Raw genomic sequence first — 12,975 nt, 5'->3', positions numbered from 1 at the left:
TAACAAAAGAGTGGAACTGAAATTTGGCGCGAAGTATAACCGATTAAAATACGCGCGCCTACTGAGTAATTTCTATGTATCCATGAAGGAAAATCATGAGGGAAATGCTTAGTGCAAAAAATAGGAGATTTCAGCCAACATTAATTCGCATTAACTCACCACGTCATGATCGTCGATGGAGAAAAATTGATAAATATTTCGGCCCTTCGCTTTCGCTCGGTACATTGCCTGATCCGCATGACGTAATAATTCTGAGGCATCCGATGCATGCGCCGGATAGATCGCTATCCCTACACTTGCTGTAACACAGAAATCTTCGCCTTGAATCTCAACCGGTTCCTGTAACGCAGAGACAACCTGACCAGCAACATGCTCACCAAAACAGCGTGCTTCCTCTTGCGAAGATTGTCCACCCAGAATCACGGTAAACTCGTCTCCACCCATTCGAGCTACCGTATCGGAAGAACGCACACAACTGACCAGACGTTGCGCTACTTCTTTAAGCAGGATATCACCCGCTTCGTGCCCTAAGGTATCATTGACCGGCTTGAAGTTATCGAGATCGAGATACAGAAGTGCCACGGCACCTTGGTTATCATCCGCATGACGCATCTCTAAACTGAGTTGTTCTTTGAATAAGCTTCGGTTAGCCAAGTCAGTTAAGGGATCATAGTAAGCCAAACGATGAATGCGCTCTTCCGCTTCTTTACGTTCACTCATGTCCGAGAAGATCACAATGTAGCTTTCTACAAAGTCATCATCATTAGTAATCGCAGACACCCCAACCCAGGCTGGGAAAGGTTCGCCAGTTTTCTTTCGATGCCACACTTCCCCTTGCCAATATCCTGAACGGGAAATACTGTCCAGCAAAGTAGAGTAAAACTGCTCCGTCTGTTGTTCGGTACACATGAAAGAAAGATTCTTGCCGACCACTTCTTTATTTTCATAACCAGTCACTACTTTAAACGCACGGTTACTGCGAACAATGTCGCCGTCCATGTCAGTGATCAGAATGGCTTCATTACTGCTCTCAAATACTTCAGCCGCCAGTTTCAATTCCGCCTGACTCTTCCTGCGTCGAGTTACATCACGACAGCTGCCCAGTAAGCCTTCAAAGTTGTTGTCTTCATCCCAGAGCAAACCAACTTTGACTTCCAGAGACACATAATGACCGTCCTGATGCAGCGCCATTACTTCGACAATGTGCTCACCGATTTCTTCGCGGTAACTTTCGGCATTAATTTCACCAGACATCACGCCACGTAATGGTTCAGCGATTTCTTGCTCGATACGCGCAAATTGATCTTCCGCTAGAAAAGCTCTTGCACCTTTATGCAGTACATCTTCTTGTCCATAACCCAACACTTGTTTAATAGAAGGACTGATGTATTTAAAGTGAAATTCCGGATCCATGACCCAAACCAAATCCCGAATATTCTCGGCCAAGACTTCCAGATACCGCTCATGCTTATCCACTTTGGTTCTGGCTTCCAACAGCTCGGTAATATCCCGCCCAACACCGATATAGCGCTTAACCATATTGTTTTCGTCACGAGTAAAAGGCGTATCACGGAATAAGAAGCTGTGCCATTTGCCAGTCTTATGCTGCAAACGCAGTACGGTTTCATTGACCTTACCGTTCTCCATGGTTCGAAACCTTGGCAACTCACTCTTCAATAAAATTTTATCTTCAGGGTGCAACAGCTTTTGCCAATAACGATCACCCATTTGTTCAATCTCGCTTCGGCTATAGCCCAGTCGCAAACCGATTTCATGATTGACGAAAACGCTGGTATGGGTAGAAAAGTCATTCACATAGACAATATCCGGCACCGAATGGACAACTTGTTGCCAAAACTGCTCTCGTTCGGCGGCCTTCACTTTCGCTTGGTTTAACGCAGAGACATCCAAGAGGCTTAGCAGAATATTTCCAGAAACTTTCGAGGAGGCATTTGAATCATCTGCGGATTCCGTCGGCTGAACCAAACTGACTCCTATTTGCGCCGAAATGGCTTTGCCTGTGACACTGGATAAATCAATGATACTTTCGGTGCGCTCTTTGGTGTCGAGGATCAAGGCTAACAAGGCCGCCCAAATGCTACTATCAGGGTTAAAAATTGCCTTCTTTAAATGCTTCACTGCCGTCATTTCATCGATGGTATCAAGCATTCGGCAAGCCGATTCATTTACTTCGGTAATCAATATGCCATCGATCATGGATCGGAACTGCCAGGCATTACGATCACGCCAACGAGAGAAAGCTTCTTTCGAATCTAGTGCGCCAGATTTAAACAATTCACCCAATTCATTCAGGTCAACCATGGCCAACGCAACACCCGCCCCTTCGAAGGTAGAGCGATAATGATTCTGACTGGTAATTAACTGTTCATTGATACGATGTTGCTCAGTAACATCTTTTAAAATCCACACCACAACCTGGCTATTGTCTTCCAAAGAGAGCATCTGATGCGATGGTTCCACCCAACGAGATACCGCAAGGCTATCAATAGATAAGGCTGCATCAACAAACACCGAATCGCCATCCAATAAGCGTTGGCTCCATTGAGTAATGTTATTCCAGAATTCAGATTTCTCTTGGCTGACAATTTCTTCAGCAATCGGTCGGTTATTTTTAAGCTTCAATAAGGAATAGAAAGTTGAATTCGCAAAAAGTACTTGTTGATCCTGACCGATCACCACCACCGCATCGGAAATCGACGACAAAATAAGATCACCACGAAAGGCTAATTCACGATTTTGCTGTTGCAGCGTTTTATTATGACGGCGCGCTGTGCTGAGATACCAAATTAAACCTATCCCGCCAAAAAGATAGAAAAACGCAACCAGTCCGGATGGTGTCATTGAGCTGAAATAATACTGTTTGGTACGAGCCTGATTAATAAAACCTGTCAATTCAAGCTTACTATCGCCCAGCTTGATGGACCATATTCGTTCTTTATCAGAAGGCGCCAATATCGGCAGAATATCTTGCCAGACATTCTGTCCCGTTCTCATATCCAGTAATTCATAGCTCGCATGCGGATTATCGTTTTTGGATAGCAACTGTTTCAGCCACTTCAACTGAATCACAGCCACTAAATACCCTTGATTGCCTTTTCTTCGATGAAACAGAAAGCCATCTTCAGCATTTAACAATCGAATACCAGTAATCGGCGTGTGATTATCAAAATCAAATTGGGCTGTCTTGTTAGCCCCTGCTGATTGAGTTAAAGGAATGCCAGTTTCCTTTAAGACATCTCCCTGAAGCCCTACCAGAGCAACGGATTTAATCCATGGCGTCGCTTCCGCAGCTAAAAGATAAAAGGCATCTAAATCACTTTGAGTTTCAAACGCTCGATCATAATGGTCAACTAAAAGCCTCTCTATCGGCGCTACCTGACCTTCGAAATAATCCTTGTGAAGCGTCACTCTCGTTTTAATCATTCGAGACATTAAATTTTGATGATAACCGTGATCCTTCCACACTTGCCAAGCCATAACACCGAGCAGATAGAAAAACGCCACAACAAATAAAATGACGGGATAGACAGGCACTGATTTCGAACGACCGGCAACCTGATGGGAAGTTAACTTTTTAGACGTGGTTTGCTGCACAAGCTGCTCGACAAGAATACGTATAACTTAGAGTTAGAATTATTGTTAACACTTATTATCAAGTAATAGCATTTTGAGCTGTATAATAAAGCATCAATCCGCGCAGGCCAACTCAATATCCAAAAGGAATCCATAGTAGATTTGGCCATATCACCAGAGTTTCTACACTCTTTTGCCCTATTTGACTTGAAGTGCGAATCAGTTGAATTATGATTACCCACCTGTAGATAAAAATTTCGTCATTTATCTACGAAGTCAAATTTCGAATCTATCCTGTATTCAACAATACAAATTCAGAATTCACATAGTCAGGTCTAAATTTTATGGCGCAATACGTCTATACGATGAATCGTGTGAGTAAGGTCGTTCCCCCAAAACGCGAAATTCTCAAAGATATCTCTCTGTCCTTTTTCCCTGGTGCAAAAATCGGTGTACTCGGTCTAAACGGTGCGGGTAAATCCACACTGCTTCGTATCATGGCTGGTGTAGATACCGAGTTCGATGGTGAAGCGCGCCCAATGCCTGACATCAATGTTGGCTATCTGCCGCAAGAACCGGAACTGGATGAAACCAAGACTGTACGCGAAGTGGTTGAAGAAGCCTTAAGCACCATCAAAGACGCGCAAGCACGTTTGGATGAAGTCTACGCCGCGTATGCAGACCCGGATGCAGACTTTGATGCGTTAGCAGCAGAGCAAGCCAAACTGGAAAACATCATTCAAGCGTCTGATGCCCACAACCTGGAACGTAAACTGGAAGTGGCGGCTGATGCTCTTCGTCTTCCGGAATGGGATGCTGAAGTTAAGAATCTATCTGGTGGTGAAAAACGTCGTGTCGCGCTATGCCGCCTATTGCTATCAAGCCCAGACATGTTATTGCTCGACGAACCGACCAACCACTTGGATGCAGAATCCGTTGGTTGGCTTGAGCATTTCTTGTGTGAATTCCCTGGCACCGTGGTAGCCATTACCCACGACCGTTACTTCCTGGACAACGCCGCAGGCTGGATTCTGGAATTAGATCGTGGCCGCGGTATTCCATTTGAAGGTAACTATTCTGCGTGGCTGGAAAATAAAGAAGAGCGTTTAGCGGCTGAAGAGAAACAACAAGCTGCTCGTGAAAAAGCCATCAAGCACGAATTGGAATGGGTTCGTTCGAACGCAAAAGGCCGCCAGTCTAAAAGTAAGGCGCGTATGGCTCGCTTTGAAGAAATGAATTCTCAAGAATTCCAGAAGCGCAGTGAAACCAACGAAATCTACATTCCACCAGGGCCTCGCCTGGGTGACAAAGTACTGGATTTCAAAAACGTCACCAAGGGCTTTGGCGACCGTATTTTGATTGACGACTTGTCCTTCAGCATTCCCAAAGGCGCCATTGTCGGTGTGATCGGTGGTAACGGTGCCGGTAAATCCACACTGTTCCGCATGATCACGGGCTCTGAGCAGCCAGATAGCGGTGAAATAGAAGTGGGTGAAACCGTGAAAATGGCATTTGTTGATCAAAGCCGTGCCAACCTGGACGATTCCAAAACCGTTTGGGAAGAACTTTCTGGCGGTTCTGACATCATCAACATCAACGGTTACGAAGTTCAATCCCGCTCTTATGTCGGTCGCTTTAACTTCAAAGGATCTGATCAACAGAAGCGCGTTGGTGAACTGTCTGGTGGTGAACGTGGTCGTTTGCATCTTGCGAATACATTGAAGCAAGGCGCTAATGTATTGCTTCTGGATGAACCATCCAACGACCTCGACGTTGAGACGTTGCGAGCACTGGAAGAGGCCTTACTAGACTTCCCTGGTTGTGCCATTGTGATTTCGCACGATCGTTGGTTCCTTGATCGTATCGCGACTCATATTCTTGCTTACGAAGATGAATCCAAAGTGACCTTCTTCGAAGGCAACTACACCGAATATGAAAAAGACTTGAAAGAACGCGTCGGTGAAGCTGCGGCACAGCCTAAGCGTGTGCGCCATAAAAAGCTGGCCTAATCTTAAGTCATAGCAATACAAGGGCTTCATGCAATTACTGCTGAAGCCCTTTTTTACATACATAATCATTTTCGCTTTTCAATGTAAGAACCCCCTAATACTTACACTCTGTAACTCCCTTCTTAACACAAGCTGTCTATACTCCTTAATAGCACAACCCTTTGTATCTCAAGTCGTTTATTTCTCAACCACAATAAAGCAGGGATGTACTTTGGCCGCAAAAAAAACACTCATCAGTGTCGATAAACTTGCTGTGGGAATGTATGTGGATATTCAGTTAGGCTGGTCACAACATCCATTCCTATTTCGCAAGTTAACCATCAAGAGCCATTATGAAATCCAAACTATTAAGGAGCTTGGCCTTAAAGAAGTGGTTTTATTTCCTGACAAAAGTGATCCTGAAAGCCTAAAAGCTTCAGAAGCATTAGATTCAATTAGTGAGTTTGAACAAGACACAGAAGAGGCACCATCAAACGATGAGCTGTGGCAACAGAAGCAAGAAGCTCTAAAAAAAGCGGATTCCTTTCGCATCAACCGCCGAAAAGTAGCCCAACAATACCGAGAAAAACAAAAGCGTGTTAAGAATCTAACCAACGACCTCAAACAGTCGCCTGCCAATGCCATTCAGGATGCAGGTGAAGTTATTGACGATATGCTGGAAGGCTTTACTGACGATACCGATATATTAATTAACTTAGTCAGCTTAAGCAGCGACGATCACTCACATCACTGTCACTCCCTAAACGTTACCGTGCTTTCACTGACCATCGGCAATGCACTGGATCTACCAAAGGATCAATTGAAACTGCTCGGACTCAGCGCAATACTGCATGACATTGGTAAGGTCGCCATTCCCGCGGCCGTATTATTAAAGAAAGGTCCAAAGAACAGCAGTGAACTCAAGGTACTAGAAACACATACCACCTTGGGCGCACGTATCGCTGAAAGCATCCCTGACGTTGAACCAGAAGTACTTCATGTTATTAAACATCATCATGAATTCCTCGACGGTTCCGGCTTTCCAAGCCAATTACAAAGCAACGATATTTCAAGGATATGTCGGATCGTCGCCATCGCCAACATATACGATAACCTCTGCAATAATCCTGACCCAGCAGAGGCAGTAATTCCCAAAGTCGCTATGGCTACGCTCTTCAAGAAATATCAAGGAAAACTGGACATCGATCTTGTCCAGCATTTCATCAAAACCTTTGGCGTTTACCCTCCTGGCACTGTGGTTCAGTTAAGTGATGAAAGCATTGCCCTAGTTATTTCGGTCGATCCAAGTACCATCCTTAACCCCAAGGTTTTGCTGTACAACCCAGACATACCACCAAACCAGGCCTTATTAATCGATCTCGCTGATCACGATAATCTCGAAGTTGTGGATGTGCTTAAGCCCAACGAATGTCCGGCCAGAGTTTATGAGTATCTTGGCATTCAAGAAAACATGGGCTTTTATCTGGAAGCCATCAAAAAGCAGCCGAACAATTAATTACTTCTTTTTGATGTAAAGCGTTTTCTTTACCGTAGCAACCACATCCCCTTCTTCGTCGATAACATCGACATCGTAAACAGGTAAATACTTTTCACCATTTGCCGTGTTCTGGCGAATATCGTCCAGCATCGCATCGTCCACTTTAAAGTGGGCTCTGACCGTACCTTTACCTGGCTTTTTAAACTCAATCTCGGCCGCTTTATCCCAAACAATATAGCCTTTACCAATACGATTCATCAGTAACAGCATGTAGAAAGGATCGCACATGGAGTACAAAGACCCCCCATAATGCACACCAACGTAATTGGTGTTAGTAAATTTGAGCCTCATAGCTACCGTCGCTTCAGTAAAGTCATCTGCAATGCTTTCTAACGAGATACCCGCGCCCACAAAGGGTGGCCATACATTCACAAAACGACGAAACCAGGCTGGTTTCTTTGCGAGTTTTTGAAACATGAGTGCACCTTAATATATAGTTGATATATCAACTATATTACCAAATTGCTTACATGATGTTAACGGAAGTGATATACGAATAAGAAGAAGGAATGCGGTTACTTCAGCGTCAGAGGTAATGTAATAGTAGCCTGAACACCTCGGCCTTGTTGACTGGTAAACTCAAGCTGCCCTTGCAAATCTACCTCCACTAAAGACTTAATAATTCCCATTCCCAAACCAGAACCGCCTTGATTTTGTTTGGTGGTATAAAAATCTGCAAATATCTTTACCAAAAGCGATTCACTGATACCAACACCATCATCTCGATATATCAGTTTAATGTGATCATCAAAAGTTTCCGCTGAAATCTCAATACAGCCTTGATCAATGCCTTCAAAACCGTGCAACAAAGAATTATTGATCAGGTTAATCACCACCTGAGATAAAGCACCATCGTAAGAATCTAGCTCGATTTCCCAAGGTACCTTGTTTTCTATGACATGAGGGTACTTTTTGAGCTTCGCTCGCATACTTAAAATCACTTGTTCCAAGAAGTGATATAAACTGATTTTACTCTTCTGATTACTGCACTGACCAACCGCTACCTGTTTAAAACTTTGGATTAAACTGGATGCTAAATCGATGCTCACTTGGCAGCTTTCTAAGGCTTCTTTTTGTTGATCAATAAACTGGGCAAACTCATTTTGAGTCAATGTTTGAGCTTGCCACTGCTGTTGAATCTCATCCACGTTGTGTTGACTAAAGCTAATGGCGGTTTTTAAATTACCCAGTGGGTTATTGACCTCATGTACAATGCCAGCAACCATTTCACCAAGTTCCGCCATCTTAAGCGATTTTTGTCGCAGCTCACGTTCCATCATCTGTTGATGAAATAACTTCAATTGATTATCGACACGCGACAGCACTTCTTCACGCTGAGCCGGCTTCCCGATGTAATCAGCAGCACCTAATTGAAAACCGAATTTGATGTCTTCAGCCGCAGTTTTCGCGGTCACAAAAATGACAGGAATGTGCTCAAATTGCATATTTTCTTTGAGCTGCCGACACACTTCATACCCATCCATTCCAGGCATCATTACATCAAGTAGAATTAAATCAGGTGGACTCTTTTCAACCAGCTTTAACGCCACTTCACCTCGAGTGACGGCAGCAATCTTATATTTATCGTCGTCCAGGAAGCGTCGCAACAAATCAATATTGGTAGGATTATCATCCACAATCAAAATCTGGCTTTGGTATTCACTCATCGCTCACCTCCAATTCCTGAACATAGCGGATCAACCCCTCCATGTCATAATCAGCGATGAATTGCTGCACGATTCGTACCCAATCCTGATGTTCATTGGTAGCCGACTGAATCACCCCTTCTATTTCCGACACTTGATAGAGCTCGGCGTATTTAAGAAGGTCTTGTTTCATTTGACCATCCATCTTAGTTTTTGATGACGAAATTGACTGACCAGAAGAGGTTTTCTGGTAATCAAACTCAACGTGCAAATGCGTTTGAAGGCATTGATAAACACTTTCAAAATAAAATGGTTTGGAAATATAGTCATTAAAGCCTAAATCCAAGTAGTGCTGCCGCTCTGTCTGCAGGCTGGATGCGCTGATCGCAATCAAAGGAATGCCCTCCCATTTCGATTGCTGTTTTATTTCTTTCAACAAAGCCAATCCATCCATATCGGGCATAAATAAATCCGTCAAAATAAGATCAACATCATTGGTTTCCAATAACGATAAGGCTTCAGCACCACCTCCAGCCGAAACCACCTCAACCCTAATATCCGTTAACATACGATGAAGTAGTTGCCGATTGATTTCAATGTCATCAATGACCAATACCGTCACTTTGTATTCAGCTTTTAACCCGACAACCCGGTCGTTAATTTCAACTCCTAGGTCTTCATCACCTGACAACACCAAATTGAGGCAAAAATGAATCCTGGTTCCTTCTCCTAACTCTGATTCCAGCAGTAAATCACTGCCCATCATCTTTAAGTATTTTACTGATATCGCCAAGCCCAGCCCTGTACCACCCTTGTCGTGTACGTTTGCACCCTGTGTAAACGGCTCCAAGATAGATTGCTGATGCTCTTTAGAGATTCCAGGGCCACTATCCATGATTTCAAACTGATAATCATTATCATGAACCGTAGTAACGGATAACTGCACAAAGCCATCGTCAGTAAACTTAATCGCATTACCTACCAGATTGATAAGTATCTGGCGCAGCTTACCAGCGTCTCCCACGACAGGTAATTTAGGCGAAGGAAAGTCGTTCTCGACTTGCCAACGCAGCCCTTTTTGCTTGGCCTTGAGGTGGAACATCTCACTTAAGTCGTTCAACAGTTCAACCAGATCGAACGATTCCTCTTTTAAGGTATGCTCGCCTGCCTCTATTCGAGATATCTCCAAGACATCATTGATCAAGCCCAACAGGTGTCCACCCGACTTATTGATGATAGACACCGAATTCTGCTGATCCTGAGTCAACTCACTATCGCGCTGCAGGATCTGCGCGTACCCCAAAATGGCGTTCATTGGCGTGCGAATTTCATGGGTAATGTTGGCTAAGAAGATAGACTTCGCTTGATTAGCCGCCACAGCTTCTTCTTTTGCAGCAGTCGCTTCTTCTTCCGCGATTTTCCGCTCCGTCACTTCACTGGCCAGCTGTTCGTTCATTGTCTCAATGCGGTTTTTTTGCTCTTGCAAACGGAAGATTATTAGCGCAATGGATCCAAAGGTGAGAACCAACAAGAGAACTGAAAGGCTTCCAACCTCGATAAAGATTTGATCCACCTTAGCCAAGCCTTGATCAATCGGCATAACCACTTCAAGGACACCACGCACATCACCTGTACGCCAATTATCTTTCGGAGTTTGGGGATGAGAATTATGACAACTGACACAGGAGGCACGCATTCGATCCGCGACGGCATAGCGAACATTGACTTGCTCGCCAAAGTCCTCAACTTTGACATAGGCGTCCTGGCTTCCTGAGTTAAAATATTCCCAGGCTTCTTTTGCAAAATCATCTTTCAAACCACTGCGGCTCTCCCGCGAAGGAAACGGGTAAGGACTGTAGAGCTTAGCCGATAGATCCTTGCCTTTATCCCCAATGCGATCCGCAAGGAGTATGGTCAGAGTAGCGGGTAAAGGAATAGCACCTTGTTGTTGATGATAATCATGAGTCACCTGAATGCCTTCAGAAGTCAGCTTCTGCACAACTTCTGACGTGTACAAAGTTCGGAAGACTGTCAACATCTGACTGTACTGACTGGCACTTTGAATGGTCGTTGATTCGACCAAATCGACTTGCAAACTTCGTAAATGCGACACAATAGCCCAGACACCAAGAACCAGTACCGCTGTTAATACGAGCAGTTGTTTTCTTAGCCCATGCTTGGCATCAATATGTTCAGTTTTTGGCAACTCCATGCCTGCTACGCCACTTGTTTCAAGAGGTTGAAGATAACTTCAGTATAGTGTGAGGAGTAACAATTGCGAGAGCATTACGAGAGAGACTATCAGGGCTTCTTGAGCCCAACCAAAAGTCGCTATAAAAAGGATTCCAAAGACAAAATTAATTGGACTAAAGAAAGAAGGCTACGCAGTTATTGCGCAGCCCCTTTAGAAATAGGTGGATGATAAATCATCTGTACGGTGACACCGTCAGGGTCAAGACAGTAGAAGCTTCGTGCACCATCACGATGCGTACGAGGCTTGCTCTGTGCCTTAACGCCATTCTCTGTGAGAAAATCATACCAGCGATCGACATCATCCATGTCATCTAAAATAAAACCGATATGGTCAAGTCGTTGGCCAGCACGAGTCGGGGCTTCCGTCGCTCGATGCAAGGCAAGATTGTCATTGCCTGAACACAGGTAGATGTTATCAGGATCAGGATGCCATTCGACCTCCATTCCCAACAAGTCGGTATAGAAAGTCAGACATTCTTCAAAGTTATTCACAAACAAAGCGACATGCCGTAATCCGGCATGTCTAGCTGGACGTTCGATAGCCATATCAGCCCTCGATCATTTCATAACCGTGTGTAATCTCAACACCTGCTTTACCAAGCATAATCGACGCAGAGCAATATTTCTCAGCCGATAATTCCACTGCACGCTTCACCTGAGATTCTTTCAAGTTGTTACCACTGACTTTGAAATGCAAATGGATCTTAGTGAAAACCGCAGGTACTTCATCGGCACGCTCAGCTTCAATTTCTGCTACACAGTCTGTCACTTGCTGGCGAGATTTTTTCAAAATACTCACCACATCAAAGGAAGCGCAGCCGCCCATACCAATCAATAACGTTTCCATTGGACGCATACCAATGTTACGACCACCATGATCTTCAGGCCCATCCATCAGTACTGTATGACCAGTGCCTGACTCGCCCAGGAAACTTACATTTTCAACCCATTTAATACGTGCTTTCATTGCTTCACCGTTATTTTTGGAGGTGGACACTTTATTTTTCAGGTGAACATTGTAACTGGATCACATTCCTAGCAAAACATCTGAAAATAATTTATAAAGTTCTTTAATATCATATATGTAGAACACTAACTGCATAAGAAGCTGACAAGAGTCGGCCTAACAAAAGGAAATTAGAGGAATATTTGGTAGACTAGTCTATTCTTAGTAAGTCTCTGTTCACACGAAACAAGGCCAATATTGGATTAACACAATAGCTCTAACATAATTGCCTTTGTGAAAAAGAATCACACAAATACCAAAGGGATCTCTCAGGTTTAGCCTATGACTAGCATTATTAAGCCAGTAGAAACCAACAAGCATTTGGACGCTTTTGTAGCTCAATGCCATCGCAGAAAATACCCAAGTAAAAGCACCATCATCTATGCTGGCGATGAATGTGATTCTCTTTACTACATTGTGAAAGGATCAGTAGCCGTCATCATTGAAGATGACGATGGACGTGAAATGATCATGGCCTATTTAAACGCCGGTGACTTTTTCGGTGAAATGGGCCTATTCGATCAAGAAGAAACGCGTTCCGCTTGGATTAAAGCAAAAACAGAATGTGAAGTCGCTGAAATCGGTTACAGCAAGTTCCGCGAGTTTACTCAATCATCCCCAGAAATTCTTTACATGCTTGGCAAACAAATGGCCAATCGTCTAAGAGCTACGACCCGTAAGGTTGGGGATTTAGCCTTCCTAGATGTAACTGGTCGTGTTGCTCGAACTCTTCTGGAGCTGACCAAAGAACCGGATGCCATGACGCACCCAGACGGCATGCAAATTAAAATCACACGTCAGGAAATCGGCCGAATTGTCGGCTGTTCACGTGAAATGGTAGGACGCGTACTCAAGACTCTAGAAGAACAAGGGCTTGTTTCCGTAAAAGGGAAAACCATGGTGGTCTACGGAACACGATAACTTCTCTTT

General features: G+C 44.1%; 9 protein-coding genes. 3 read left to right on the top strand and 6 right to left on the bottom strand.

What is annotated here, in order from left to right; all coding sequences use genetic code 11:
- Positions 1-150 precede the first annotated feature (150 nt).
- Positions 151-3,615: a diguanylate cyclase domain-containing protein gene (locus ACFOEK_RS15335; RefSeq protein ID WP_386722333.1), complete on the bottom strand. Its 3,465-nt coding sequence runs from the start codon at positions 3,613-3,615 to the stop codon at positions 151-153.
- 323 nt (positions 3,616-3,938) lie between these two features.
- Between ACFOEK_RS15335 and ettA the strand changes: the two genes are divergently transcribed.
- Both ettA and ACFOEK_RS15325 read left to right on the top strand, forming a co-directional pair.
- The gene (ettA, locus tag ACFOEK_RS15330; protein ID WP_386722332.1) at positions 3,939-5,603 is read left to right on the top strand and encodes an energy-dependent translational throttle protein EttA; all 1,665 of its coding nucleotides are present in this window, start codon (positions 3,939-3,941) and stop codon (positions 5,601-5,603) included.
- Between the two features lie 211 nt (positions 5,604-5,814).
- On the top strand, positions 5,815-7,098 hold the full coding sequence (locus ACFOEK_RS15325) for an HD-GYP domain-containing protein (RefSeq protein ID WP_386722331.1): 1,284 nt from the start codon (positions 5,815-5,817) through the stop codon (positions 7,096-7,098).
- Here ACFOEK_RS15325 and ACFOEK_RS15320 read toward each other — a convergent pair whose 3' ends face one another.
- From ACFOEK_RS15320 to ACFOEK_RS15300, 5 genes are all read right to left on the bottom strand, one after another.
- Entirely contained in the window at positions 7,099-7,557 is a 459-nt protein-coding gene (locus tag ACFOEK_RS15320; protein WP_386722330.1) for a DUF4442 domain-containing protein, read from the bottom strand.
- Positions 7,558-7,655: 98 nt separating this feature from the next.
- The gene (locus tag ACFOEK_RS15315) at positions 7,656-8,807 is read right to left on the bottom strand and encodes a sensor histidine kinase (RefSeq protein ID WP_386722329.1); all 1,152 of its coding nucleotides are present in this window, start codon (positions 8,805-8,807) and stop codon (positions 7,656-7,658) included.
- A complete protein-coding gene (locus ACFOEK_RS15310; RefSeq protein ID WP_386722328.1) occupies positions 8,800-10,998 on the bottom strand; it encodes a response regulator in 2,199 nt (732 codons plus the stop codon). Before ACFOEK_RS15310 ends, ACFOEK_RS15315 begins: the two co-directional genes overlap by 8 nt.
- A gap of 176 nt (positions 10,999-11,174) precedes the next feature.
- A complete protein-coding gene (locus ACFOEK_RS15305) occupies positions 11,175-11,585 on the bottom strand; it encodes a VOC family protein (protein ID WP_386722327.1) in 411 nt (136 codons plus the stop codon).
- A 1-nt stretch (position 11,586) separates the two neighbouring features.
- Positions 11,587-12,006: an OsmC family protein gene (locus ACFOEK_RS15300; protein ID WP_386722359.1), complete on the bottom strand. Its 420-nt coding sequence runs from the start codon at positions 12,004-12,006 to the stop codon at positions 11,587-11,589.
- A gap of 321 nt (positions 12,007-12,327) precedes the next feature.
- Here ACFOEK_RS15300 and crp point away from each other — a divergent pair, with 321 nt between their 5' ends.
- Positions 12,328-12,966, top strand: coding sequence for a cAMP-activated global transcriptional regulator CRP (gene crp / locus ACFOEK_RS15295; RefSeq protein ID WP_386722326.1), 639 nt, complete (start codon positions 12,328-12,330; stop codon positions 12,964-12,966).
- Positions 12,967-12,975: the final 9 nt, after the last annotated feature.

This window comes from Litoribrevibacter euphylliae (assembly GCF_042646085.1).
Taxonomy (GTDB): domain Bacteria; phylum Pseudomonadota; class Gammaproteobacteria; order Pseudomonadales; family Litoribrevibacteraceae; genus Litoribrevibacter; species Litoribrevibacter euphylliae.
The sequence above is the reverse complement of the archived record's forward strand: the minus strand, read 5'-3'. Positions and strand labels throughout refer to the sequence as shown.